A 24,863-nucleotide genomic window follows, 5' to 3' on the forward strand; every position below is an offset into this window, starting at 1 on the left:
CAGCCGGGCCAGGACGACGGGGGCCCGCCGGGTCCGGGCGGCGGACCGGTGGGGCCCTGGACACCCGGGGCGTTGACGGCGGCGAGGCGCGTGCGGACGACGGCGTCGAGGAGCTCGGCGTGCCAGTCGGGCCGGGGCGGGAGCGCGCCCCGCTCGGCCCGTGCGCGCAGGAACGCGAGCTCGGTGACGGCGTGCTGGTAGTCCTCGACGGCGCGGGCAGCGGTGGCGCCGGCGCGGCGGTTGACCGCGCTCCGCCAGCGGCGCCGGCCGGCGAGGCTCGAGAGCAGCGGCACCTCGCTCGGCGCGATCCAGCCCGCGGCGGCGAACCCCGGCATCTGGCGCGCGAGGACGTCGGCCTCCCGGCGGCGCTGCCACACGACGAGCCCGATCATCCCGGCGAACAGCGGCAGCATGATCAGCACGTAGACGCCGAAGAACCCGGCGCCCAGCTGCGTCGACGAGTTCCACAGCGCGTGCAGCATCACCGCGAGCACGTAGCCGCCCAGCACCGCGGCGGTCCCGACCACCCGCGAGCGCGCCTGCGAGGCGATCCCGACGCCGATCCCGATCATCGCGGTGAACAGCGGGTGCGCGAACGGCGAGAGCACCCCGCGCAGCACGAACGTCGCGAGCACCGCACCGCCGGGCGCGCCGTCGGCGGACTCGGCGAAGGCCCGGCCGAAGTAGATGATGTTCTCGGTGAACGCGAACCCCGCGGCCGTGATCCCGGCGTAGACGACGCCGTCGACGATCCCGTCGAACTCGCGGCGCCGCACGAGCAGCAGGCCGACGACGAACGCGCCCTTGACGAACTCCTCGACGAGCGGCGCCGAGATCACCGCGCCGACGACGTCGCCCTGTCCGCGTCCGAGCAGGAGCTCCGCGGCGATGATCGCGCTGGAGTTGATGACGACCGCGACCAGGGCCGACAGCCCCGCGCCCCACAGGAACGCGCCGAGCAGCAGGCGGGGCGGCTCGGGCTCGAAGCGGTCGATCCACAGGAAGGCCGCGACGACGGGCGCGACCGGCACGAGCGCGAGGACGACGCCGACGACCACCCCGACCGCGCCGATCTCGGTGCTCGCGAGCCCGATCGTGATCAGCGCGCAGATGCCGAGGAGGATCAGGCCGAGCACCGGCCACACGAGCGTCCGGCGCTGCTGCGGCGCCAGGCGGACCGGAGGGGCGATCACCCTGCCGGAGGGTAACGACCCGCGAGCCGGAGGGCCCGCCCACGGGTGGCGGGCGTGGTGATCAACGGGGACTCCGAACGCCTAGAGGCAGCGAACGGCGCGTTCGCTGCGAATCGGGTCGCCGGCGCCGCTCAGGGGTCGCGGCGCCGACGCCCCACCGTGCCGCCCGAGGCGGCGTGGGCGGCGAGGAGCTCGGCCACCGTGCGGCCGCCGGACGGGGCGTCGGCCGCCGGCGCGCGGCGGGAGCGGCGGTCGTCGGGCTCGTCGGCCGGCGCCGGGGGCTCCGGGAGGGTCTCGTAGCCGGCGGAGCGCACGTACTGGTCGACGAACGAGCCGGCGTCCAGCACCGACGGGTCGGACGGCGGGCCGTCGCTCGCGGGCGGCGGCGCCGGGCGCAGGGGCCGGGCCGTGTGCTCGGTGGGCGGCTCGACGCGGCCCCGCGGCGACGAACCGGCGGTGCGCGGCGCGGGTGCCGAGGGCAGGGACGGGCGCCGGGGCGCGGGCGGCGGGACCGGCGGTCCGGACGGCACGCGCGCCTGCGGGCCCGAGTCGCCGACGACCCGCAGGCGCGGGCCCCGGGGCCGCGGCGGGCCGGCGGGCGCGGCCGGGACGCCCACCGACTGCAGCGTCACGGCGTCGGCCTGGCGGCGCGTGCGGTCGAGCTCGTCGCGCAGGGACGCGACCTCCTCGCGGGCCCGGTCGGCGGTCTGCTCGGCCTCCTCGCGGGCGGCGACCTCGCGCGCCACCCGCCGGTCGAGGTCGCGGTGCAGGGCGGCGACCCGCTCCTCGGCCTCGTCCTCGGCCGCGGCGCGCCCCTCCTCGGCCTCGCGGGCCTCCTCGGCGATCTCGGCGAGCTCGGCGTCGCTGCGCCCCCGGCGCGCGAGCACGAGCACCACGAGCACCGCGGCCCAGAGCGCCGCCACGACGGCCAGGCGGAGCCAGCGGGCGTCGTCGGCGAGCACCACCGCCGCGCCGGCGGTCACGGCGAGCACGCCCGCGGCGCTCAGCAGCACGGCGCGTCGGCCGTCGGGGCCGGCGCGTCCGACCCCGTCCGGGGTGCTCATCGCTGCAGGATAGCGAGCCGCCGGCGCCGCCCCCCGCCCCCCGCGCTCCGGGGCCGGCGCCGCGACGTCCGTCACGACCGGCGGTCGCGCGCGTCCCGGCCGAGGTCGCCGCCGGGGTCGTCCGGGGTGCGCAGGCTGTGCTCGAGCCAGAGGCCGGCGCCGACGAGGACCGCCGACCCGATCGCGCCGACGACCGCGCTCGCGGTGTCCGCCCCCGCGGCGTCGACCCGACCGCTCAGGGGCAGCACGTAGGCGAGCAGCCCGAGCCACGCGCCGCCGACCAGCGCCCCGGCCAGCGACGACGCCTTCGCCAGCGCCACGGCCCTCGCGGCGGCCAGCGCGTCGACGGGGCGCGCCCCGGGCCGGCGCCGGATGCGGGCGCGCAGGACGAACGCCAGCACGAGCTCCGCGATCCCGAGCACCAGCGGGGTCAGCCCGGCGAGCAGCGGCAGCGGCGGCAGCTCCCCGTACGCCGCCTGCACGAGCACGTTGACGGCGAGGCCCGCGGCCACGGCCGCGACGAGCAGCAGCGAGGGGCTGGTGCGCGTCCTCACAGCACCGCCTCCTCCCGCCGCACGCCCGCGCGCTCCTCGGCGGGGAGCGCGGCGAGGAGGTCCGCGACCCGTCCGAGCCCGGCGACCTCGGCGTCCGGGTCGACGTCGAGCCACGGCACGAGGACGAAGGCGCGCTCGTGGGCGCGCGGGTGCGGGAGGGTGAGCGCGGGGTCGGCGCTCGTCGTGCCGTCCACGTCGAGGACGTCGACGTCCAACGTCCGCGGGCCCCAGCGCACGTCGCGGGTCCGGCCGGCGCGGCTCTCGGCGGCGCGGGCGCGGGCGAGCCAGGACCAGGGCTTCGCGTCGGGGTCCTCGGCGACGACGACCGCGTTGAGGAAGTCGTCCTGCTCGACCCCGCCCCACGGCGCCGTCGCGTAGACGGGCGAGACGGCGACGATCCGCGCGCCGGCCGCCCGCAGCGTCGCCACGGCCCCGCGGAGGTTGGCGGCGCGGTCGCCGATGTTCGAGCCCAGCGACAGCACCGCGCGGCTCACGCCCGGCTCCGCTCCCGCCGCACCGTCACCGCGACGTCGTCGAACGGCACCGTGATCGGCGCCTCGGGCTTGTGCAGCGTGACCTCGACGGCGGCGACGCGCCCGTCCGCGAGGACCCCGTCGGCCACCTCGCCGGCCACCGCCTCGATGAGCTGCCGCGGCGGCCCGGCGACGACGGCGGCCGCGCGCTCGGCGAGCGTGCCGTAGTCGACGGTGTCGGCGAGGTCGTCGGACGCGGCGGCGGCGGCGAGGTCGACCTCGAGGACCAGGTCGAGGACGAAGTCCTGGCCGTCGCGGCGCTCGTGGTCGAACACGCCGTGGTGCCCGCGGACCCGCAGGCCACGCAGGGCGATGCGGTCGGGTGGCGAGCTCACGGCTCGATCTCCGCCGGCGAGGTGCCCCAGCTCCACGCCGCGGCCACCGCGACCGCGTCCAGCGAGGGCCCCACCTCGTGCACCCGCACGCCCCAGGCGCCGTTGGCCGCCGCGAGCGCGGACACCGCCGCGGTGGCGACCTCGCGGCCGTCGGGTGGGCGGGGTGTGCCCTCGTCGTCGGCGAGCAGCGCGCCGAGGAACCGCTTGCGCGACGCCCCGATCAGCACCGGGAAGCCGAGGCCGGTGAACACCGGCAGCTTGCGCAGGAGCGTCCAGTTGTGCGCCGCGGTCTTCGCGAACCCGAGCCCGGGGTCGAGGACCAGCAGCGACGGGTCGACGCCGGCGAGCACCGCCCGGTCGACCTGCTCGACCATCTCGGCGCGCACCTCGCCCACCACGTCCTCGTAGGAGGCGAGCTCGGTCATCCGGTTGCTCGGCCCGCGCCAGTGCATGATCACCCAGGGCACGCCGGCCTCGGCGACCGTGCGGGCCATGTGCGGGTCGGCGAGCCCGCCGGAGACGTCGTTGATCATCGTGGCACCGGCCTCGACGGCCGCGGCGGCGACGGCGGCGCGGGTGGTGTCGACGCTGACGCGCACCCCGGCGGCCACGAGGTCGCGGATCACGGGCACCACGCGCTGCGTCTCGGTCTCCGCGTCGATCCGCTCCGCCCCGGGGCGGGTGGACTCGCCGCCCACGTCGACGAGGTCGGCGCCGCGCCCGTGCAGCGCGACGCCGTGGGCGACCGCGTGGTCGCGGTCGAGCCAGCGCCCGCCGTCGGAGAACGAGTCGGGCGTGACGTTGAGGACGCCCATGACGACGCAGCGGCCGGGGTCGGGCAGGGCGTGCGACGGCCCGGGAGGCGCGCCCACTCCTCAGCCGCTCCGGATGAGGCCGAGGGCCTCCGCCCGCGAGCTCGCCGACGACTTGAGGATGCCGCGCACCGCCGACGTCGTGGTGCGCGCGCCGGGCTTGCGGACCCCGCGCGCGGACATGCACTGGTGCTCGGCGTCGATCACCACGAGGGCGCCCCGGGTGTCGAGGCGCGACTCGAGGGCGTCGGCGACCTGGCTCGTCAGGCGCTCCTGCACCTGCGGGCGACGGGCGTAGAGGTCGACGAGCCGCGCGAGCTTGCTCAGGCCGGTGACCAGGCCCTTCGACCCCGGGATGTACGCGACGTGCGCGACCCCGTGGAAGGGCAGCAGGTGGTGCTCGCACATCGAGAACAGCGGGATGTCGCGCACGAGCACGAGCTCCTCGTGGCCCTCGTCGAAGGTGCGCTCGAGCACCTCGGCCGGGTCGGCGCGCAGCCCCGCGAACAGCTCCTGATAGGCCCGCGCGACGCGCGCCGGCGTCTCGCGCAGGCCCTCGCGGTCCGGGTCCTCGCCGATGGCCAGCAGCAGCTCGCGCACGGCCGCCTCGGCGCGCGGGGTGTCGAATCCCGGCCACTCCGGGGCCACCGCCGTGCCGACCGGGCCGCCGGCGCCGTCGTCGGTGGGGCGGACCCGGTCGCCGTCCAGTTCCTGAGCCGTCACGTCTCCCTCGCGGTCTTCCTCGACCGGCCGGCCCCCGCCGCGCGGGGTGCGCCGGCCTCCTCAGCCCTGGCCGCGAGAGGTGTCGCGACCGTCCGGGCCGGTGCTCCCGGTGCCGCCGTCCGCGCCGGTGGTGCCGTCGTGGCCCCAGCTGGGCGAGCCGCTGTGCCGGCCCTCCGACCACCCGTCACGCCTACGGCCATCCGGGTCACCGTACGGGTTCGCGCTCGTCTCGCCAGCCGAGCGTGACGAGCCGGACGGCGCACCGCCGTAGGGGCTCGTGCTCCCGGAGCGGCCGGCGCCGCTCGGGTTCCACGTCGTGCCGTGCGGGACGGTCGCCGGGGTCCACCCGGGCGGGGCGCCGTAGTTGGGCGCCACCGACGACGGCTTGTCGCCGGCGTCCGCACCGCGACGCCCGTTCGCGCCGGTGCGGTAGACGTCCGGGATCCCGGTGGCCGGCATCCCGGCCGGCGGCGTCGGGGTGGAGCCGCCGTCGGGGCCCTGCGGCGCGCCGTAGCCGGTGTCGCCGCGGCCCGGGTCGCCGTAGCCCGGGTCGCCGTGGCCGGTGTCGTGGCCGTTGCCGGCCGCGTGGGCCGGTCCGGACCCGTACGCGCCGTTGCTGTGCACGACGTGGCCGTTGGACGCACCGGCGCCGACCGCGGTGCGCTCGCCCGCGCTCTCCTCGCCGGGCGGGGGCCACGGCTCGCCGCGCTCGGTGGCGAGCTCGCGCCGCGTCTTGATCGGCGGGCGGTCCGACGGCACGCGCTCGCCGAAGTCGTTGAACGCGGTGATCCGCGGGCGCTTGGTGACCGACGCGAAGACGCGCTCGAGGTCGCGGCGCTGCAGCGTCTCGTGCTCGATGAGCTCGCCGGTCAGCGCGTCGAGGGCGTCGCGGTGGGTGTTGAGGATGTCCCACGCCTCGGTGTGCGCCGCCTCGATGAGCTTGCGCACCTCCTCGTCGATCTCGTGGGCCACCTCGAGCGAGTAGTCCGCCTGGCGGCCCGCGGTGCGGCCGAGGAAGGGCTCGCCCTGCTCCTGGCCGTACTTCACCGCGCCGAGCTTGGCGCTCATGCCGTACTCGGTGACCATCGCGCGGGCGATCTTCGTGGCCTGCTCGATGTCCGACGACGCGCCGGTGGTCGGCTCGTGGAACACCAGCTCCTCGGCCGAGCGCCCGCCCATCGCGAACACCAGGCGCGCGATCATCTCCGAGCGGGTCATGAGCTCCTTGTCGTCCTCGGGGACGACGAGGGCGTGCCCGCCGGTACGGCCGCGCGGCAGGATCGTGACCTTGTAGACCGGCTCGATGTCCGGCATCGCCCACGCGGCGAGCGCGTGGCCCGCCTCGTGGTAGGCCGCGACCTTCTTCTCCTGCTCGGAGATGATGCGGCTCTTGCGCGCCGGCCCGCCGATCACGCGGTCGACCGACTCCTCGAGCGCGCTGCCGGTGATCTGCTGCTGCCCGAGCCGGGCGGTGAGCAGCGCGGCCTCGTTGATGACGTTGGCGAGGTCGGCGCCGGAGAAGCCGACGGTACGCTTCGCCAGCCCGTCGAGGTCGGCGTCGGACGCCAGCGGCTTGCCCGCGGAGTGGACCTGCAGGATCGCGCGGCGGCCGGCGAGGTCCGGCGCCGCGACGGGGATCTGCCGGTCGAACCGGCCGGGACGCAGCAGCGCCGGGTCGAGGATGTCGGGCCGGTTGGTGGCGGCGATGAGGATGATCCCGCCGCGCGAGTCGAACCCGTCCATCTCGACGAGCAGCTGGTTGAGCGTCTGCTCGCGCTCGTCGTGGCCGCCGCCCATGCCGGCGCCGCGGTGGCGGCCGACGGCGTCGATCTCGTCGACGAACACGATGCAGGGCGAGTTCTGCTTGGCCTGCTCGAACAGGTCGCGCACGCGGGACGCGCCGACGCCGACGAACATCTCGACGAAGTCCGAGCCCGAGATCGTGTAGAAGGGCACGCCCGCCTCGCCGGCGACGGCGCGCGCGAGCAGCGTCTTGCCGGTACCGGGCGGCCCGTAGAGCAGGACGCCCTTGGGGATCTTCGCGCCGAGCTGCTGGTAGCGCGAGGGGTTCTGGAGGAAGTCCTTGATCTCGTAGAGCTCCTCCACCGCCTCGTTCGCGCCCGCGACGTCGGCGAAGGTGGTCTTCGGCATGTCCTTGTTGAGCTGCTTGGCCTTGGACTTGCCGAAGGACAGGACGCGGTTGCCCCCGCCCTGCGAGTTCATCATCCAGAACAGCAGCAGCAGGACCAGGCCCAGCGGGATCAGGTAGATCAGCATCTGGGTCAGGAACGAGTCCTGGGTCACCCGCGTGTCGAAGCCCGAGGGCGCCGGGTTCTCGCGGACCAGGGCGAACACCTGGTCGGTCGCGGCCGCGGGGTACTGCGCGTAGATCTGGTTGGTCGTCGTGGGCTGCGCGCCGTCGACGCCCGGGACCTGCACGGGGTTGGTGAGCGTCAGCCGGAGCCGCTGCTCCTTGTCCTCGATCGTGATCTCGGACGCGTTGCGCGCCTCGACCTGCGCCAGGGCGAGCGACGTCGGGGCCTCGGTGTACCCGCGGGTGTCGCTGAGCAGCGACGAGACCCCCAGGTAGACCAGGAAGAACACCACGATCCAGATGAGTGGATTGCGGAGAAGGCGCTTGCGGTCCATGCGGTTGCGGCCTCCAGGCGGCCCTCGACCCTCCCCGGGTGGACCCTGCGGTCGGTGTCTGTCGTCTCGGCTCGGGGTCCGCGCACGCACGGACGTCCGTGGGGCCCTGATCTGCTCAATGTACCCCGCTGGCCCGACGGCGGTCCGGGCGCGCGTGAGCGGTCCGGACGTCAGCGCCGGCGGCGCGCCGTCCCGAACAGGCCGCGGCTGATCTCGCGCCCGAGCTGGCTGGCCAGCGAGCGGACGAAGGACTTGACCACGGGGTTGCTCGCGGCCTTCTCCAGGAAGCCCGGGCCCTCGTCCTGCGCGGGCGGCGGGGCCTGCGGCGGCGCCACCTGCGGGGGCTGACCCGCCGGCACGGGCTCGGCGGGGGCCGGCGCGCCCGTCGCCCCGGTGGCGGCCGAGAGCTTCTCGTAGGCCGACTCCCGGTCGACGGCCTGCCCGTACTTCGGCCACAGCGGCGAGGCCTGCGCCGCCTCGGTGACCGCGGGCTCGCCGATCGCCGCCATCAGCGAGCGCGGCGCCCGCACCCGCGTCCACGCCACCGGCGTCGGCGCCCCGCGCTCGGAGAGCACGGTGACGATCGCCTCGCCGGTGCCGAGCGAGGTCAGCGAGGTCTCGATGTCGTAGACCGCCGACTTCGGGTAGGTGCGCGCCGTGCGCGTCAGCGCCTTCTGGTCGTCCGGGGTGAACGCCCGCAGCGCGTGCTGCACCCGCGCGCCGAGCTGCGAGAGCACGTCGTTGGGCACGTCGGTGGGCTGCTGGGTGCAGAAGAAGACGCCGACGCCCTTGGAGCGGATCAGCTTGACCGTCTGCTCGATCCGGTCGAGGAACGCCTTCGACGCGTCGGTGAACAGCAGGTGGGCCTCGTCGAAGAAGAAGACGAGCTTGGGCTTCTCGACGTCGCCGGCCTCGGGCAGGTCCTCGAAGAGCTCGGCGAGCAGCCACATGAGGAACGTCGAGTACAGCGTCGGGTCGGCCTGCTGGTCGGCGAGCTCGAGCAGCGTCACCCGGCCCGTCCCGTCGGGCTCGACGACGAGCAGGTCGGCGGGCTCGAACTCGGGCTCGCCGAAGAACTCGTCGCCGCCGCGGGCCTCGAGGTTGACCAGCGCGCGCAGGATGACGCCGGCCGTCGACGACGACACCCCGCCGATGCCCTTGAGCTCGGCCTTGCCCTCGTCGGAGAGCAGGTGCTGGATCACCGAGCGCAGGTCCTTGGTGTCCAGCAGGGCGAGGCCCTTCCGGTCGGCCCAGTGGAAGATCAGGCCGAGGGTGGACTCCTGGGTCTCGTTGAGGCCCAGCACCTTGGCCAGCAGGATCGGCCCGAAGCCCGTCATCGTCGCGCGCACCGGCACCCCGATGCCCTGCCCGAGCGACAGGAACTGCACGGGGAAGGCGGTGGGTGCCCAGTCGTCGCCGGTGTCGGTGGCGCGCTGGGTGACGCGGTCGTTCTGCTCGCCCGGGCGCGCGAGACCCGACAGGTCGCCCTTGATGTCCGCGAGGAGCACCGGCACCCCGTGCGCCGAGCACTGCTCGGCGAGGTTCTGCAGGGTCTTCGTCTTGCCGGTGCCGGTCGCGCCGGCGACCAGGCCGTGCCGGTTCAGCGTCGCGAAAGGGATCCGGACCCTCGCCGTCGGGTCGACGGTCCCGTCGACGACGACGGTCCCGATCTCGAGGGCCGCGCCCTCGGTCGCGTACCCGGCGGCGATCTCTGCAGCAGCACCCTGGTCGGCCACGGGGGCAGGCTAGCGGGGGTCAGGAACCGGCGGGCACGTCGACGCGGACCGCGGTGATCGCGCCGTCGGCGCCGCGCTCGGCGTGCACCGTGACCTGCTGGCCCACCCGCAGCCCGGCGGGCCCGTCGGGGCGGGGCACCGCGACGCTCGTCCCGGCCGTCGTGCGCAGCGGGGTGAGCGTTCCGTCGCCGGCCCGGACGGTGACGATCGGGAACCCGCCGCCGGTGGGCTGGACGGACTCGACGACGCCGAGCACGTCGGGCACCGAGCCCGGCCCCGTGTCCGGCGCCGTCACCCGGCCGATGAGGGCCCCGAGCGCCACGCACACCACGGCGCCGAGCACGAGCAGCAGGATCCTCGTTGACCGCGCCAGGCCGGGCCGGCGCAGCCGCGTCGCGAGGTCGATGTCGTCCACGGGCCGGTCGAGCACCGTCGCGGCGTGGTCCGCCTGGGTGCGGTCCTCGTGCGCGCGCTCCGGGTCGGGGCGCGGGTCGGTCCGCTGGTCGGGGGCCTGGTCGGGGCCCTGGCCGCGCGGCGGCGGGTCGGAGCGGCGGGCCGGCGGCGGGGGCACCGGGAACTGCTCGGTCTCGGCGGCGTCGCCGCGGCTCGGGGACGTCTCCACCGCGCGGGTGTCGGTGTCCGACGGGTCGTCGGTCGCCGGGCCGGTCTGTCCGGACTGGCCGGACGGGTCGGATGGCTGGGTCACGAGGTCCTCCCGGGGGTCCTCACTCGCGGCGCAGGGCCTCGATGGGTCGCAGGCGGGCGGCGCGGCGGGCGGGGTAGGCGCCGAAGAAGATGCCGATGGCGGCCGAGACCCCGACCGCCGCGACGACGGCCGAGGGCAGCACCACCGGCCGGAAGTCGCCGAGCGGCACGAGCGTGCCGGCGTAGCCCACCGCCACGCCGAGCACGCCGCCGACCACGCTCAGGATGATCGACTCGACGAGGAACTGGCCGAGGATGGCCGACGGCGGGGCGCCGAGGGCCTTGCGGATGCCGATCTCGCGGGTCCGCTCGGTGACGGACACGAGCATGATGTTGGTGATCCCGATGCCGCCGACCACCAGCGAGATCGCCGCGATCGCCGCGAGGAGCAGGGTGAACGCGCCGAGGGTGTCGTCGAGGACGTCGGCGAGCTGGCGCGCCGAGAGCACCTGGTAGTCGCGGTTGTCGGGGACGTCGATGCCGTGCCGGCGGTCGAGGATCGAGTTGATCTCGCTCTCGGCCGCCGCCTGGGCCTCGGTGGACCGTGCCTGGACGACGATCTGGGTGAGGTCGCCGAACCCGGTCAACGAGCCCTGGACCGCCGTCAGCGGCGCGAGCACGTTCTCGTCGGGGTTGGACAGGCCCTGCCCCTGCCCGGCCGGCGCGAGCGTCCCGATGACGTCGAAGGGCACCCCGCGCACCAGCACGTCCTGGCCCACGGGGTCGGAGCCGACGCCGAAGAGGTCGTCGGCGACCGTGCGGCCGAGCAGGATGACCTTGCGCCCCGCCGTCACGTCGGCCTCGGTGTAGACGCGGCCCGTCCCGAGCTGGATGTTGGCGCCCGGGAAGTACGACGGCGTGCTGCCGATGATCGTGGCGTCGGTGCGCGCCCGCCCCGCCTCCACCGTCGTGCCCTGCAGCGAGACCACCGGCGACACCGACGCGACGTCCGGCGCGCCCTGCGGGTCGGCGAGCGCGCGCACGTCGCCCTGGGTCAGCGGGCGGCCGTCGGTGCCGGCGGTGTCGGGCGGCTGGCGCGGCAGGACGGTGATGCTGTTGGCGCCCAGGCCCGCGATCTGGCCCTGGATGTACTGCGACGCCCCGTTGCCCAGCGCCGTGAGCAGGATGACCGCGGCGATGCCGATGATGATCCCGAGCATCGTCAGCAGCGAGCGCAGCCGGTTCGCGATGAGGCCGCGGACCGCGAACCGGATGATCTCGACGACGCTCATCGCTGGTTCACCGCCGCGCCCGCGCCTCGGTCAGGCGCCCGTCGCTGACCACCACGACCCGCTCCGCCCGCTCGGCCACCTCGTCGTCGTGGGTGATGAGCACGATCGTGCGGCCCGCCGCGTGCAGGCGGTCGAACAGGCCGAGGACGTCGCGGGTGCTCGCGGAGTCGAGATTGCCGGTCGGCTCGTCCGCGAGCAGCAGGGCCGGGGTGGTGACGAGCGCGCGCGCCACGGCGACACGCTGCTGCTGGCCGCCCGAGAGCTGGTTGGGGCGTTGGTCCTCGCGCCCCTGCAGGCCGACGAGCGAGAGCGCCGCCTGCGCCCGCTCGCGGCGCACCCGCCGGCCCACGCCCGCGTAGACCAGCGGGAGCTCGACGTTCGCGAGCGCCGACGTGCGCGGGATGAGGTTGAACGCCTGGAAGATGAAGCCGATCTGCCGGTTGCGCAGCACGGCCTGCTGGCGCTCGTCGAGGTCCGCGACGTCCAGGCCCTCGAGCAGGTAGCGCCCCGAGGTCGGGGCGTCGAGGCAACCGAGCATGTTGAGCAGCGTCGACTTGCCCGACCCCGACTGGCCGATGACCGCGACGTACTCCCCCCGGCGCACCGTCAGGTCGACGTCGCGCAGCGCGTGCACCGCGGTCTCCCCCGACCCGTAGACCTTGGAGAGCTTCCGGACGTCGAGGACGTGCGGGACCTGCTCGAGGGGCGCGGTGCCGGTGCCGGCGGTCATCCGCCGCCGCCGCCTCCACGGTTGCCGCCGCCGTCGGTGCTCGGCGGCGGGCCCTGGCCGGGGCCGAACGGGTTCGCGGTGTTCGGGTCGGGCAGGACGACGAGCTCGCCGGGCGCGAGGCCGGAGCGGATCTCGGTGACCGTGTCGGAGCTCAGCCCCAGCCCGACGGTGCGGGGCTGCGGGACACCGTCGGGGCCGAGGACCTGCACGGTCCCGTCCGTCGCGCCCTCCCCGCCGATCGGGGTGACGGCCACCGACGGCAGGAACGAGACGTTCGGCGTCTGCGCCACGGTGACCGCGACGCTCGCCGACATCCCGGGTCGCAGGTTGGGCGGCGGGCCGGTGAGCGTGACATTGGTGCCGTACTGCACCGACGAGCCGGAGCCGGGCAGCAGGTCGACGCCGCTGACGGTGCCGGGCAGCGCCTGCCCGGGCAGCGCGTTGACCGACACCTCGACCGGCTGGCCGACGGCGAGCCGGCCGACGTCGAGCTCGGGGACGTCGGCGCGGATCTGCAGCGTGGTGAGGTCGAGGACCGTCAGCGCCGCCGGGGTCGTCGGCGCGCCCGTGACCTGGGCGCCGCCGGTGGACCCGCTCGCGGCTCCGGCGCCCGCACCGGCGCCCGCCGCCGCGGCCGCCGCGCCGGTGCCGCCGGCCGTGCCGTCGGGCAGCGTGCCGCCGGTCGGGTTGCCCGAGCCGGTCGAGCTCGTGGTCGTGCCGCCGGCCGGGACCAGCTGGCCGGGGCCGATGTCGAGGCTCACCACCGTGCCGTCCTGGGGCGAGGAGAGCTCGAGGTCCTCGGTGGCGTTCTCCGCCTGGATCACCGACGCCTCCGCCTGGGCCAGCGACGCCTCCGCCTGTGCCACCTGGCCCTCGGGCGTGGTCGCGCCGGCGGCGCCACCCGCCCCGCCACCGGCGTTGGGCGCCGTGGTCGTGGTGCCGCCCCCGCCGGTGCCGCTGCCGGTGCCGCCGCCGCCCGGGGGTGCGGGCTGTGCGGGCACGGCCTTCGGGTCGGCGGCGGGCATGCTGCGCAGCCCGTTGACCTCGACGAGCGGACCGCTCTGCTGGCGCTGATCACTCGGAGGTGCGGGTTGCGCAGTGGTCGGCGCGGGATTTGCGGCAGGCGCGCAGGTCGTGCACGGACTTGTGGCCTGCCCGCCTGTGGTGGTGTTTCCCGGCACACCCGTACCCGTCCCCTGCTGCATGGGCGCCGGCGTCTGACCGGCCGGAGCCGGCTGCTGGGCCGGCGCCGCGGCGCTGGTCTGCGGGTTGTCCCGCGCCTCGCGGGCGTCGCGGAGCGACTGGCGGGCGGCGTCGCGCTGGGCCCGGGCGGCCTCGAGGTTCGCCTCGGCGTACTCGGGGTCGAGGGTGGCGACGACGTCGCCGGCCTCGACGAGGTCACCGACCGCCACGCGCACGTCCTCGACGCGCCCGCCGACGGCGAAGTTCAGGGTGGAGCTCTGGGCGCTGGTGACCGCGCCGGAGGCGGTGACCGTCTCGGCGACGGTGCCGCGGCCCACCGGCGTGGTGCGCAGGCCTGTGTCGTCGGAGCCGCCGGTCGCCGTCAGGCCGATGACCGTCCCGCCGACCGCGAGCAGCACCACCAGCACGATCAGCCCGTTGACGAGCCACAGAGAGCGACGCGCACCCGCCATGTGGCGGACGGTAGCGGTCGGTCAGCGGCCGATGACGCGCGGGGTCGTGTCGAGTGAGTGACCGTTCAGCGAGTCAGGCGTAGACGCGGGGATCGAGCGTGCCGATGTAGGGCAGGTCCCGGTAGCGCTCCGCGTAGTCGAGCCCGAACCCGACGACGAACTCGTTCGGGATGTCGAACCCGACGTACGCGACGTCCACGTCGAGCTTCGCCGCCTCGGGCTTGCGCAGCAGCGTCACGACGTCCAGCGAGGCCGGCCCGCGGGACTCGAGGTTCTTGAGCAGCCAGGACAGCGTGAGCCCCGAGTCGATGATGTCCTCGACGATGAGGACGCGGCGGCCCGAGATGTCGCGATCGAGGTCCTTGAGGATGCGCACCACGCCCGAGGACGAGGTCGACGAGCCGTACGAGCTGACCGCCATGAACTCGAGCTGGGTGGGCATCGGCAGGCGGCGGGCGAGGTCCGTCATGAACATCACCGCGCCCTTGAGGACGGTGACGAGCACGAGGTCCTGGTCACGCTCGCCGTAGTCGGCGCCGATCTGCGCGGCCAGCTCGCCGATCTTGTCCTGGATCTGCTCCTCGGTGATCAGTACGGACGCGATGTCGCCGTCGTACACCGTTGTCGGGCTCCTCACCGGATCGGGGGCGGCCCGTCGGGGCGGGCCGGGGCTCCGGGGCCGGGGTGGCGCCCCTCGAGCACCCGCAGCCTGCCATGCGCCCGCACCACCTCCAACCCGCCCGCGAGCGGCGGCACACCCTGACCACGCCAGCGGGCGACGACGGCGTCGACGGCCCGCACGTGCGCGTCGGTGAGCTCCCGCGCCCCCGCCGCGACCAGCCACGACCGCAGCACCCGGCGCCGCACGGCCGGGGCCTCGGCCGCGAGACCGACCGCGTCGAGGGAGCCGTCCCCGTCGACGAGCAGGGCCAGGCGCTCGTGCGCCAGCGCGGTGAGCGCGGCGTCGTCGTCGGCGAGCTGCGCGGCCGTCCGGGCCAGCGCCGGCGCCACCCCGCCGGCGAGCACGTCCTCGAGCAGCGGCAGGACCTCGCGGCGCAGGCGGGCGCGGATGTAGCGCGGGTCGGCGTTGTGGGGGTCGTCCCACACCGGCAGGCCCGCGGCGGCGCAGGCCGCGCGCGTCGTCGCGCGCCGGACGCCGAGCAGCGGGCGGCACCACGGCGCGTCCCACGCCGCCATCCCCGCGAGCGAGCGCGCCCCGGATCCGCGGCCCAGCCCGAGCAGCACGGTCTCGGCCTGGTCGTCGAGCGTGTGCCCGAGCAGCACCGGCGCGTCCCCGTGGGCGCACGACGCCGCCCGCAGCGCCGCGTAGCGGGCGTCGCGGGCCGCGGCCTCCGGGCCGCCCGCGGCGCCCACCTCGACGGCGACGACCTCCGCCGCCGCACCCAGCTCCCGCAGCAGCCCGGCCGTCGTCGCCGCCCGCTCGGCGGAGCCCTCCTGCAGGCCGTGGTCGACGACGACCCCGTGCACCGCGGGTGCCACGTGCACCGCGGCGGCGGCCAGCGCGAGCGAGTCCGCGCCGCCCGAGCACGCGACGATCACGGGAGCGAACGCGGCGTTCGTGCGCGTAGAGGCAGCGAACGGCGCGTTCGCTGCGTCCGTCACGCCGCCCAGGGCCTCGCGCACCGCCCGGCGGACCTCGGCGACGGGCTCGGGCACGCGCACGGCCGTGACCTCTCCGGTGGCGTCAGCCGTGGACGCGCCCGACCCAGGTGTCCGGGTCGGTGATCTCGGCGCGGCGGGGCAGGGTGTCCGGCGAGGTCCAGACGGCGTTGAGGCCGTCGAGGCCCACCCGGTCGACGACGCGGTCGACGAACACGCGGCCCTGCTCGTACTGCCGGATCTTCGCGTCGACGCCGAGAAGCGTCCGCAGGAGCCGGTCGACGAGGCTGCCGCCGCGACGGCGCGTGGTGAAGCGCGCCCGGATCGCCGCCACCGACGGCACGACGGCGGGGCCGACGGCGTCCATGACGTGCTCGGCGTGCCCCTCGAGCAGGGTGGTCAGGGCGAGCAGGCGGTCGAGGACGGCGCGCTGCTCGGGCCCCTGGAACATCTCGACCAGCGCCAGCCCGTCGCGCGGCGGGTCGTGGCGGACGGCCTTGACGATCTCGGGGAGCCGGTCGACCGCGCCCGAGGCCGTGCGGTCGAAGCCGCCGGCGAACGCCGCGACCTCGTCCCGGAAGTGGTCGCGCAGCCAGTCGACGGCGGTGAACTGGAGCCGGTGGGTGGCCTCGTGCAGGCAGACCCAGAGCGCGAAGTCGTCGGCGTCGACGTCGAGCGCCTGGCGGGCGGCGACGACGTTGGGCGCGACGAGCAGCAGGCGCCCCGCGCGCTCCGGCCCGCCGAACGGGTCGTACTGCCCCAGCACCCGGCTGCCCAGGAACGCCAGCAGCGTGCCCATCTGCACGCCGGCAGCCGTGCGGGTCACCCGGCCGAAGGCGCTGCCGACAATGCCGGCGGGCGGGCCGGGCAGCGGCGCGTCCTCGAGGAGCGTGGCGATCCCGCCGACCGCGGAGCGGATCCAGCCCGGCCGGTCGACGACGTCGGCCTCGGGCACCGGCAGCCCCGCGCCGAGCCCGGTCAGCTCGCGCACGTGGCCCTCGCCGATGCGGGCGCCCTCGCGCAGCCGGCTCACCTCGGCGGCGGCCTCGGCGGGCGAGACGGCGGGACCCGCGGGCACCAGCCGCGCGCCGGTGGCGGCCGCGAGGCCCCAGTCGACGGGCAGGCCCGTGCCGTCACGGGGCGCGGAGGTCAGCTCGACGGACACGGCTCCACCGTACGTCGCGGTCCCCGGGGTCCCCGCGCTCAGCGGCACCCGCAGTCGTGCAGGGCCGCGGCGAGGGCGTCGAGGCGGGGGCGCGCGGTGCCCGGGTCGACGCCGTTGCTCATGAACGAGAAGACGAGCACCCGGCCGTCGGCGGTGTCGACGACGCCGGCCAGGGCGTTCGCCGCGGTCAGCGTGCCGGTCTTCGCCCGCACCCAGCCGCGGCCGTCGGCGCTCGGGGTGCCGGGGGCGTAGCGGTCGGCGAGCGTGCCGCCCCCGCCCGCGACCGGCAGGCCGTCGAGCAGCGGGCGCAGGGCCGCGGTGCGCGGGTCGGGGCCGGCCGGCGCGGCGGCGGGGGCGAGCACGCCGGACAGCGCGGTGGCGGGCACGCGGTCGTTCACCGAGAGCCCGCTGGTGTCGGCGAGCGTGACGCCGGCGGTGTCGATGCCCGCCTCGTCGAGCACCCGCGTCACCGCCCGCGCGGCGCCGTCGAACGTCGTCGGCTCCCCGACCGCCCGCGCGACCTCGCGCCCGAGCGCCTCGGCCAGCACGTTGTCGGAGTTCTGCAGGGCGGTGCGCACCAGCTCGGTGGTCGGCGGCGACGCGACCTGCCCGAGCACCGGGGCGCCCGGCGGCGCCGTGCCCACGGCGACGGTCGGCGCGGCGCCGCCCTCGGCGAGGCGCGCGCCGAGCTCGCGGGCGGCGTCGGAGGCGGGGGTGGCGGTCCGCGGGATGTCGAGCACGGTCGGGTCGCTGCGCCCGCCGTCGAGCATCACCGGGACGATCGGGGCGACGAACCCGCTCGCGACGTCGGTGGGGTCCCAGCCGGGCGCGACGCCGGCGCCGCCCCCGTTCTCGTAGCGCGAGACGTCGACGAGGACCCGCTTCACCGCGGGCTGCCCGGCGCGCGCGGCGTCCACCGCTGCGACGAGGTCGTCGAGGCGGGCGGCGTCGGGGTAGACGGTCTGGCGTCCGGCGGGCAGTGAGGACAGCGTCGGGTCGCCCCCGCCGACCAGCACGATCGAGTCGGGGGTGGGACCGGCGACGACCGTGGTCGTCCAGCGCATCGTCGGGTCGAGGCGCAGCAGGGCCGCGGCGCCGGTGAGCAGCTTCGTCACCGACGCCGGCACCTGCGGCTCGGACGGACGCCGGCTCCACAGGGTCGTGCCGGTCGCGGGGTCGATGACCGCGCCGGTGACGTCGCCGAGGGCCGCGACGCGGGCGTCGAGCGCGGTCGCGAGGCCGGCCTCGGTCGGGGCCGGGGCGTCGGTACCGACGGCGGCCAGGCGCAGCTGCGGGGTCGCGGGGTCCGGCGGGTCGGCGGTCGCCCCGCCCAACAGGCCCACGGGCAGGCCCACCGCGCGGGCGAACGAGGGCGCCGAGAGGGTGACGCCGACGCCGAGGCCGGCCAGCAGCGCCACGACGACCGCGACCGCCAGCACCCGCAGGCCCCATCGGCGAACACCCGATGACGGCGCGGGGACCGCGCGGTGACCTTCGCCGCTCACGACCCCGCACCCCTCCTCACCTGCTGTTCACCTCGCCCGGACGAGGCCGGGGTCACGCCACGGTGTGCCGGGTCACCCCGCCCGTTGCCCCACACTAGAGGCGCGAGAGGACCGCGGGCCGACCCACGGGGGCGGGTCGGGCCGGACGGACGAGCGAGGACGAGGGAGCGGTGTCGCCGTGGAGTTCGACGTACTGATCGAGATCCCCAAGGGGAACCGGAACAAGTACGAGATGGACCACAGCTCCGGGCGGCTGCGCCTGGACCGGACCCTCTTCACGGCCACGCAGTACCCGGCCGACTACGGCTACATCGAGGACACCCTCGGCCAGGACGGCGACCCGCTCGACGCGCTCGTGCTCATCCAGGAGCCGACGTTCCCCGGCTGCGTGGTCGCCGCGCGCGCCATCGGCATGTTCCGCATGACCGACGAGGCCGGCGGCGACGACAAGGTGCTCTGCGTGCCCGCGGGCGACCCCCGCCAGGAGCACCTGCGCGACATCCACCACCTCTCCGAGTACGACCGCCTCGAGATCCAGCACTTCTTCGAGGTCTACAAGGACCTCGAGCCCGGCAAGAGCGTCGAGGGCGCGCAGTGGGTCGGGCGCTCGGACGCCGAGCTGGAGATCAAGGCCTCCCGCCAGCGCGCCGAGCAGAAGGGCCACGGCGGGGCGCACTGAGTGTCCTGACGACCAGGCCCCGCCGCGGCGCTCCGCCTTCAGCGGGTGGTGCGCGTGAGGTCGACCGGCGGGGCCGCCTCGTGCCGCCCGGCCCGGTCGAATTCCGGCGCGGCCTCCCCTGCGGCCTCCCCGGCTGACACGGCCGGGCGGGGCGGAGTGACGGTCAGGGCGACGTCGATGGACCCCGCCCCCTCGACCACCACCTGCTCGCTGACCGGCGCGAACCCGCTCGCGGTGAGCATGTGCCGCCCGGGCGCGAGGTCGTCGAACCGGAACCGGCCGTCGGCACCCGTGACCGCCGAGGCGACGACGCCACCATCCCGGCCCACGAGCACGACCAGCGACTCCGGCACCGGCGCCCCGCCCGCGGCGCGCACCGCCCCGGCCAGCGTGTACCGGGCCGGTGCGACCGTGACGTCGGCGCGCGCCCCGTCCTCGCCGACCGCGACGCGGATCGCGCGCGGTGCGCGTCCGGGGGCGAGCACGGTGACGGTGTAGCCGCCGGGCTCGACCTCGCCGGTCTCCCAGCCGCCCTCGGCGTCGCTGCGCCGTACACCCACGACGCCGCCGTCGGTGTCGGTGACGGTCACGGTGGCGCCGGCGACCGCGGTGCCATCGGGCTCGGCGACCCGCCCGCCGAGGGTCACCACGCGGGACAGTACGACGTCGCGGCGCACGGGGACGCCGTCGACCGTGACGAGCTCCGCGAACGGGCGGCGTCGCGGCGAGCTGGCGATGAGCACGTAGGTGCCGGCGGCCGGCGCGACCAGCGTGTAGCCGCCCCGCTGGTCGAGCCCCGCCCGCTCCACCGGGGCGCCGTCGAGGCCGTGCAGCGAGACCGAGACCTCGTCCTGCGCACCGACCGGGCTGCCGCCCGTGCCGGTGACGCGACCGTGGACGGTGGGCCCGGACCGGCGGACCGGGCTGGGCCGGCCGTTGCCGGCGGTGCTGTGGGTGCCGGTGCCGTGGGTGGCGGTGGCGGGCGGGCCCCAGCCGTGGGTCGCGGGCTCCGACGAGGTCGCGGGCGACGACGACGTGGCGTGCGCCGTCGCGGGGACGGGCGGGTTCGAGGCGGTGCCGATGGCCGCGGCGCCGCCGGCGGTCTCGGTGGCCGGGGTGGTCCCGGCGCCCTCGGCCTCCTCGGCCCCCTCGGCACTGCGGGCCTGGATGCCCGACTGCGTGCGCAGCGGGACCTCGCGCAGGAACCAGATGAGCACGAAGCCGACGGCGATCACGCACCCGGCGATGAGGAAGACCAGGTCCATCGCGTCGGAGAAGCCGACGAGGAACGGCTCGGCGAGGCGCGGGTCCATCCGCTGGAGCACCGAGGAGTCCTGCGCGACCTGCGCCGCCCCGGCGACGGGGTCGACCGCGACCTGGTTGGCCGGGTTGGCGAGCGCCGCCGGGTCGGCGAGCGCGGCCCGGAAGCCCGCCGTCGGGGCGATCGCGGCGAAGGCGTCGCGGATGTAGTCGCCGACCGTCGAGAACAGCACCGAGAGGAAGACCGCGACGCCGAGCGTGCCGCCCATCTGCCGGAAGAAGGTCGCCGACGCCGTGGCCACGCCCATGTCCTTGGCCGGCACGGCGTTCTGCACGGCGAGCACGAGCGTCTGCATGCAGTTCCCGAGCCCGAGGCCGAAGACGACCATGAGCAGCGCGACCTGCCAGTACGGGGTGTCGGCGTGCAGCAGGAAGTGGAACAGCAGCATGCCGAGGGTCATCAGCCCGAGGCCGATCACCGGGAAGACCTTGTAGCGCCCGGTGCGGCTGGTGAGCTGTCCGGAGATGATCGAGGCGACCATGATGCCGCCGACCAGCGGGATCATCTGGAGCCCGGCCTGCGTCGGGCTGGAGCCGGTGACGATCTGCAGGTACTGCGGGACGATCGCGATGCCGCCGAACATCCCGACGCCGGTGATGATCGCGATGATCGAGGTCAGGCTGAACACGCCGTTGCGGAACAGGCGCAGCGGCAGCAGCGCGTCGTCGCCGTAGGCCCGCTCGGCGAGGTAGAAGGCGACGAGCCCGACCGCGCCGACGGCGTAACAGATGATCGCCGAGGTCGAGCCCCAGCCCCACTCGCGGCCCTGCTCGGCGATGATCAGCAGCGGCACGAGGCCGACGGCCAGCGCGGCGGCGCCGGGGAAGTCGAGGCGGTGCTCGCGGCGGGTGTGGGGCAGGCGCAGCACGTTCCAGACGACGAGGAACGCGATCGCGCCGATCGGGACGTTGACGAGGAAGACCCAGCGCCAGCCGGTGATGCCGAGGATCGTGTCCTGGCCGGCGAGGAAGCCGCCGACGACCGGGCCGATGACGCTCGACGTGCCGAACACCGCGAGGAAGAAGCCCTGGTAGCGGGCGCGCTCCCGCGGCGGGACGATGTCGCCGATGATCGTCAGGGCGAGCGACATGAGCCCGCCGGCGCCGAGGCCCTGGACCGCGCGGAAGGCCGCGAGCTCGTACATCGACGTCGAGATCGTGCACAGCACCGAGCCGACGACGAACAGCCCGATCGCGAGCAGGAAGAACGGCCGGCGCCCGTAGAGGTCGGAGAGCTTGCCGTAGAGCGGGGTCGTGATCGTCGCCGTGATCAGGTACGCGGTCGTCGCCCAGGCCTGCAGGTTGAGGCCCTGCAGGTCGTCGGCGATCGTGCGGATCGACGTCGAGACGATGTTCTGGTCGAGCGCGGCCAGGAACATGCCCAGCATCAGGCCCGAGAGGATCACGAGGATCTGGCGGTGCGTGAAGCCGGTGCTGCCGGGTGTCTCGCCCCGGGTGGTGGCGGCCGCCGCGGGTGCGGCAGCGGGCGTGCTCATGAGGCCTCCGGGGGAGCCAGCGTGGCGGGGTGGTGGCGGTGCTCGAGGTCGGCGGCCAGCTGTTCGAGCAGCTCGGCGAGGCGCACGCGGTCGGCCTCGTCCCAGTGCGCGGTCATGGCGCCGATCTCGCGGTTGCGGCGGTCGCGGTTGGCCTCGAAGACGCGCAGGCCCTCGTCGGTGGGCGCGAGGAGCGTGGCCCGGCCGTCCTCGGGGTCGGGGCGGCGCTCGACGAGCCCGGCGCGGACCAGCCCGGCGACCTGCCGGCTGACCGTCGACGGGTCCGAGTGCACGGACTCGGCCAGGGCGTTCGACCGGCGCGGGCCCTCCAGCACGAGCCGGGCGAGCAGCACGTAGGCGGCGCGCTCGACGCCGTCGGGCCCGACCGACCCGGCCTTGGCCCGCTCCACCGCGCGCATGACGCGGATGAGCTGGTGGCCGAGACGGTCCGAGACCCGCCAGCGGTCGTCCACCCCCGGCGGAGCCGGGAGCCGCGAGGAATCCATTGCATGCTCCGTACAATCGGTTGCTGCGTACAAGCATGCGCCTGCCCTCGGTGTTCCCGCCACTCGGGTGCGCTCCGCGCAGGTGAGCAGAAAGGAGTGCTTGAGCACTCTTTTCTGCTCACCTGCGCCTCAGCGCCCCTCCCAGCGGGGCTCGCGCTTCTCGCGGGCGGCGGCCATGCCCTCGGCGGCGTCCCGGGTCGCGCCGGCGACGCGGCGCATGGTCTCGCCGAAGCGGATGGCCTCGGTCTCGGGCAGGTAGGGCGCGCGCCGGGCCATCTCCTTGATCGCGCGCTGGGCCAGGGGTGCGCCGGCGAGCAGGCGGTCGGCCAGCGCCCGGGCCTCGGCGATCAGGTCGTCGTGCGGCACGACCCGCGACACCAGGCCCATCTCGCGCGCCCGCTCGGCGTCCACCCGCTCGCCGGTCAGGAGCAGCTCCATCGCCGGCTGCCACCCGATCCGCTGGGGCAGCCGCAGCGCCCCGACGATCGTCGGGATGCCCAGGCGCACCTCGGGGAAGCCGAACGTGGCGCGCTCGCTCGCGATGACGAGGTCACACCAGGTCACCAGCGTCAGCCCGTAGCCCAGGCAGTGGCCGTTGACCGCCGCGATCACCGGCTTGTAGATCTCCCAGCCGCTCTCGAACGAGTTGACGGTCGGACGCTCCCAGAACGAGCCGGGGAAGTCGCCGGCCGGGTTGCCCTCGCCGCCGGCGTCGGCGCCCACGCAGAACGCTCGCCCCTCGCCGGTCACGATCCCGACCCATGCCTCGTCGTCGGCGCGGAAGCGGTCGAACGCCTCGTTGAGCCCGGCGCGCATCGCCCCGTCGATCGCGTTGAGCTTCTCGGGCCGGGAGTACGTGATCGTCGCGACGTGGCCGTCGCGCTCGTAGCGGACGCGCTCGCTCGTGCTCATGGGTGCACATCGTGCAGGTGAGCAGAAAAAAGTGCTCCAGCACTTCTTTCTGCTCACCTGGGCGTCAGCCCACCCGCTCGAACACCGCCGCGAGGCCCTGGCCGCCGCCGATGCACATGGTCTCGAGGCCGTAGCGGGCCTCGCGGCGGTCCATCTCGCGCAGCATCGTCGCCAGGATCCGCACCCCGGTGGCGCCGACGGGGTGGCCCAGCGAGATGCCCGAGCCGTTGGGGTTGACCCGCTCGTCGGTGACCAGGTCGATGCCCCACTCGCGCCCGACGCCCAGCGCCTGGGCCGCGAAGGCCTCGTTGAGCTCGATGACGTCCAGGTCGGCCAGCGACAGCCCCGCCCGGGACAGCGCCGCCGCGGTCGCCGGCACCGGCCCGATCCCCATGACCTCCGGGCCGACCCCCGCCAGGCCCCACGACACCAGCCGCGCCAGCGGCCGCAGCCCCAGCTCCGCGGCCTTCTCCGGCGTCGTCACCAGGCACACCGCCGCGCCGTCGTTCTGCCCCGAGGCGTTGCCCGCGGTCACCGTCGCCGCGTCGTCCTGCTTGCCCATGATCGGGCGGAGCTTCGCCAGCGACTCCAGCGACGCGTCGGGCCGGATGTGCTCGTCGGCGTCGACCACCGTGTCGCCCTTGCGGCCCGGGATCGTCACCGGCACCAGCTCGTCGGCGTAACGACCCTCCTTGACCGCCGCGGTCGCCTTCTCGTGCGACCGGACGGCCAGGCGATCCTGCTCCTCGCGCGGGATGTCGTAGCGCTTCCGCACGTTCTCCGCGGTCTCGATCATCCCGCCCCACACCGGGTGGTTCACCCCGCCCGCGTGCACCCGTCCCTCGGCCAGCGCGTCCTTCATCTGGAAGCCGCCGGCCTTGGTGCCCCAGCGCGGCGCCTGGCTGTAGTAGGTCGCCCCCGACATCGACTCGGCACCACCGGCGAGCACCACCGACGCCCCGCCGGTCTGCACCGCCATCGCCGCGTAGAGCACCGCCTGCAGCCCCGACCCGCACCGCCGGTCCACCTGGATGCCGGGCACGGTCACGTCGAGGCCCGCGTCCAGCGCCGCCACCCGCCCGATCGCGGGCGCGTCCATCGTCGGGTAGCAGTGCCCGAACGCGACGTCGTCGATCTGGTCGGCCGTGATCCCGGTGCGCGAGACGAGCTCCCGGATCACCGTCGCCGCCAGCGTCTGGGGCGCCACGTCCCGCAACGCTCCCCCGAACCCGCCCACCGGCGTGCGCAGGGGCTCGCAGATCACCGCATCGGCCACGACAGGCCCTCCTCTAGTACGCGTAGCGCAGGATGACCTCGGCGACGCACGCCGGCTTGGGCCATCCCTCGATCTCGACCGTCCCCCCGATGGTGGCCTGCACACCGTTCGGGACGTCGGTCACGTCCACCAGGCGGCAGTGACCCCGCACACGGCTGGGCACGGGCACGGGCGACGGGAAGCGCACCTTGTTGAGCCCGTAGTTGACCGTCATCGAGACGCCCTTCACCTCGAAGGTGTCCCAGCCGAACTTCGGCATGAGGGCGACGGTCAGGAAGCCGTGGGCGACGGTCTTCCCGAACGGGCCCGACGCCGCGCGCTCGGGATCGACGTGGATCCACTGGTGGTCGTCGGTGGCGTCGGCGAAGATGTCGACCCGGCGCTGGTCGACGGTGACCCACTGGCTCGTGCCGAGGTCCTCCCCCACCGCACCGCGCAGCTCCTCGACATCGGCGAACACTCGCAT

23 protein-coding genes are annotated in these 24,863 nt (G+C 75.6%); 1 reads left to right on the forward strand and 22 read right to left on the reverse strand.

What is annotated here, in order from left to right; translation table 11 throughout:
• From PH190_RS22740 to dacB, 17 genes are all read right to left on the reverse strand, one after another.
• Window positions 1-1,193, reverse strand: a 1,193-nt coding sequence (locus PH190_RS22740) for a PrsW family intramembrane metalloprotease (protein ID WP_274233809.1), incomplete at its 3' end; no start/stop codon positions are given.
• Between the two features lie 131 nt (window positions 1,194-1,324).
• Complete coding sequence (locus tag PH190_RS22745) at window positions 1,325-2,257, reverse strand: hypothetical protein (protein WP_274233810.1); 933 nt, start codon at window positions 2,255-2,257, stop codon at window positions 1,325-1,327.
• Window positions 2,258-2,328: 71 nt separating this feature from the next.
• Window positions 2,329-2,811, reverse strand: a complete 483-nt coding sequence (locus tag PH190_RS22750; RefSeq protein WP_274233811.1) for a DUF3180 domain-containing protein — start codon at window positions 2,809-2,811, stop codon at window positions 2,329-2,331.
• Window positions 2,808-3,305: a 2-amino-4-hydroxy-6-hydroxymethyldihydropteridine diphosphokinase gene (gene folK / locus PH190_RS22755; protein ID WP_274233812.1), complete on the reverse strand. Its 498-nt coding sequence runs from the start codon at window positions 3,303-3,305 to the stop codon at window positions 2,808-2,810. Before folK ends, PH190_RS22750 begins: the two co-directional genes overlap by 4 nt.
• Complete coding sequence (gene folB / locus PH190_RS22760; RefSeq protein ID WP_274233813.1) at window positions 3,302-3,679, reverse strand: dihydroneopterin aldolase; 378 nt, start codon at window positions 3,677-3,679, stop codon at window positions 3,302-3,304. Before folB ends, folK begins: the two co-directional genes overlap by 4 nt.
• Window positions 3,676-4,494, reverse strand: coding sequence for a dihydropteroate synthase (folP, locus tag PH190_RS22765; RefSeq protein ID WP_274233944.1), 819 nt, complete (start codon window positions 4,492-4,494; stop codon window positions 3,676-3,678). Before folP ends, folB begins: the two co-directional genes overlap by 4 nt.
• Before the next feature lie 60 nt (window positions 4,495-4,554).
• Window positions 4,555-5,139 (reverse strand): GTP cyclohydrolase I FolE, encoded by a 585-nt coding sequence (gene folE, locus PH190_RS22770; protein ID WP_274233945.1) that lies wholly within the window; start codon window positions 5,137-5,139, stop codon window positions 4,555-4,557.
• 135 nt (window positions 5,140-5,274) lie between these two features.
• Window positions 5,275-7,863, reverse strand: coding sequence for an ATP-dependent zinc metalloprotease FtsH (ftsH, locus tag PH190_RS22775; RefSeq protein WP_274233814.1), 2,589 nt, complete (start codon window positions 7,861-7,863; stop codon window positions 5,275-5,277).
• Between the two features lie 170 nt (window positions 7,864-8,033).
• On the reverse strand, window positions 8,034-9,599 hold the full coding sequence (locus PH190_RS22780; protein ID WP_274233815.1) for a helicase HerA-like domain-containing protein: 1,566 nt from the start codon (window positions 9,597-9,599) through the stop codon (window positions 8,034-8,036).
• 19 nt (window positions 9,600-9,618) lie between these two features.
• Window positions 9,619-10,305 carry a hypothetical protein gene (locus PH190_RS22785; RefSeq protein WP_274233816.1) on the reverse strand — a complete coding sequence of 229 codons (687 nt, stop codon included), beginning with the start codon at window positions 10,303-10,305 and terminating at the stop codon, window positions 9,619-9,621.
• 19 nt (window positions 10,306-10,324) lie between these two features.
• Window positions 10,325-11,536: an ABC transporter permease gene (locus PH190_RS22790; protein WP_274233817.1), complete on the reverse strand. Its 1,212-nt coding sequence runs from the start codon at window positions 11,534-11,536 to the stop codon at window positions 10,325-10,327.
• Window positions 11,537-11,543: 7 nt separating this feature from the next.
• Window positions 11,544-12,266, reverse strand: coding sequence for an ABC transporter ATP-binding protein (locus tag PH190_RS22795; RefSeq protein WP_274233818.1), 723 nt, complete (start codon window positions 12,264-12,266; stop codon window positions 11,544-11,546).
• On the reverse strand, window positions 12,263-13,921 hold the full coding sequence (locus PH190_RS22800) for an efflux RND transporter periplasmic adaptor subunit (protein ID WP_274233819.1): 1,659 nt from the start codon (window positions 13,919-13,921) through the stop codon (window positions 12,263-12,265). The genes PH190_RS22795 and PH190_RS22800 overlap by 4 nt, the downstream gene beginning before the upstream one ends.
• A 73-nt stretch (window positions 13,922-13,994) precedes the next feature.
• Window positions 13,995-14,540, reverse strand: coding sequence for a hypoxanthine phosphoribosyltransferase (gene hpt / locus PH190_RS22805; protein WP_274233820.1), 546 nt, complete (start codon window positions 14,538-14,540; stop codon window positions 13,995-13,997).
• Window positions 14,541-14,554: 14 nt separating this feature from the next.
• Window positions 14,555-15,604 carry a tRNA lysidine(34) synthetase TilS gene (gene tilS, locus PH190_RS22810; RefSeq protein WP_274233821.1) on the reverse strand — a complete coding sequence of 350 codons (1,050 nt, stop codon included), beginning with the start codon at window positions 15,602-15,604 and terminating at the stop codon, window positions 14,555-14,557.
• Between the two features lie 22 nt (window positions 15,605-15,626).
• Window positions 15,627-16,706, reverse strand: a complete 1,080-nt coding sequence (locus tag PH190_RS22815) for a zinc-dependent metalloprotease (protein ID WP_274233822.1) — start codon at window positions 16,704-16,706, stop codon at window positions 15,627-15,629.
• A gap of 38 nt (window positions 16,707-16,744) precedes the next feature.
• Window positions 16,745-18,211 (reverse strand): D-alanyl-D-alanine carboxypeptidase/D-alanyl-D-alanine endopeptidase, encoded by a 1,467-nt coding sequence (gene dacB / locus PH190_RS22820; protein WP_274233823.1) that lies wholly within the window; start codon window positions 18,209-18,211, stop codon window positions 16,745-16,747.
• A gap of 178 nt (window positions 18,212-18,389) precedes the next feature.
• On the opposite strand from dacB, the gene PH190_RS22825 reads away from it, so the two are divergent.
• Window positions 18,390-18,890: an inorganic diphosphatase gene (locus PH190_RS22825; protein WP_274233824.1), complete on the forward strand. Its 501-nt coding sequence runs from the start codon at window positions 18,390-18,392 to the stop codon at window positions 18,888-18,890.
• 38 nt (window positions 18,891-18,928) lie between these two features.
• Here PH190_RS22825 and PH190_RS22830 read toward each other — a convergent pair whose 3' ends face one another.
• From PH190_RS22830 to PH190_RS22850, 5 genes are all read right to left on the reverse strand, one after another.
• A complete protein-coding gene (locus tag PH190_RS22830; RefSeq protein ID WP_274233825.1) occupies window positions 18,929-21,706 on the reverse strand; it encodes an MFS transporter in 2,778 nt (925 codons plus the stop codon).
• Window positions 21,703-22,209 (reverse strand): MarR family winged helix-turn-helix transcriptional regulator, encoded by a 507-nt coding sequence (locus PH190_RS22835; protein ID WP_337993848.1) that lies wholly within the window; start codon window positions 22,207-22,209, stop codon window positions 21,703-21,705. Before PH190_RS22835 ends, PH190_RS22830 begins: the two co-directional genes overlap by 4 nt.
• A gap of 129 nt (window positions 22,210-22,338) precedes the next feature.
• Window positions 22,339-23,121: an enoyl-CoA hydratase/isomerase family protein gene (locus PH190_RS22840; protein WP_274233826.1), complete on the reverse strand. Its 783-nt coding sequence runs from the start codon at window positions 23,119-23,121 to the stop codon at window positions 22,339-22,341.
• Between the two features lie 64 nt (window positions 23,122-23,185).
• On the reverse strand, window positions 23,186-24,397 hold the full coding sequence (locus tag PH190_RS22845) for an acetyl-CoA C-acetyltransferase (RefSeq protein ID WP_274233827.1): 1,212 nt from the start codon (window positions 24,395-24,397) through the stop codon (window positions 23,186-23,188).
• 13 nt (window positions 24,398-24,410) lie between these two features.
• Window positions 24,411-24,863 carry a MaoC family dehydratase gene (locus PH190_RS22850; RefSeq protein WP_274233828.1) on the reverse strand — a complete coding sequence of 151 codons (453 nt, stop codon included), beginning with the start codon at window positions 24,861-24,863 and terminating at the stop codon, window positions 24,411-24,413.

The organism is Actinomycetospora straminea (assembly GCF_028737255.1).
Classification (GTDB): domain Bacteria; phylum Actinomycetota; class Actinomycetes; order Mycobacteriales; family Pseudonocardiaceae; genus Actinomycetospora; species Actinomycetospora straminea.

Coding starts and splice junctions, on each gene's coding strand:
- PH190_RS22745 (WP_274233810.1), bottom strand. CDS start 2,257: ATGAGCACCCCGGACGGGGTCGGACGCGCCGGCCCCGACGGCCGACGC.
- folP (WP_274233944.1), bottom strand. CDS start 4,494: ATGGGCGTCCTCAACGTCACGCCCGACTCGTTCTCCGACGGCGGGCGC.
- ftsH (WP_274233814.1), bottom strand. CDS start 7,863: ATGGACCGCAAGCGCCTTCTCCGCAATCCACTCATCTGGATCGTGGTG.
- PH190_RS22790 (WP_274233817.1), bottom strand. CDS start 11,536: ATGAGCGTCGTCGAGATCATCCGGTTCGCGGTCCGCGGCCTCATCGCG.
- PH190_RS22795 (WP_274233818.1), bottom strand. CDS start 12,266: ATGACCGCCGGCACCGGCACCGCGCCCCTCGAGCAGGTCCCGCACGTC.
- PH190_RS22800 (WP_274233819.1), bottom strand. CDS start 13,921: ATGGCGGGTGCGCGTCGCTCTCTGTGGCTCGTCAACGGGCTGATCGTG.
- PH190_RS22830 (WP_274233825.1), bottom strand. CDS start 21,706: ATGAGCACGCCCGCTGCCGCACCCGCGGCGGCCGCCACCACCCGGGGC.
- PH190_RS22835 (WP_337993848.1), bottom strand. CDS start 22,209: ATGGATTCCTCGCGGCTCCCGGCTCCGCCGGGGGTGGACGACCGCTGG.
- PH190_RS22840 (WP_274233826.1), bottom strand. CDS start 23,121: ATGAGCACGAGCGAGCGCGTCCGCTACGAGCGCGACGGCCACGTCGCG.
- PH190_RS22850 (WP_274233828.1), bottom strand. CDS start 24,863: ATGCGAGTGTTCGCCGATGTCGAGGAGCTGCGCGGTGCGGTGGGGGAG.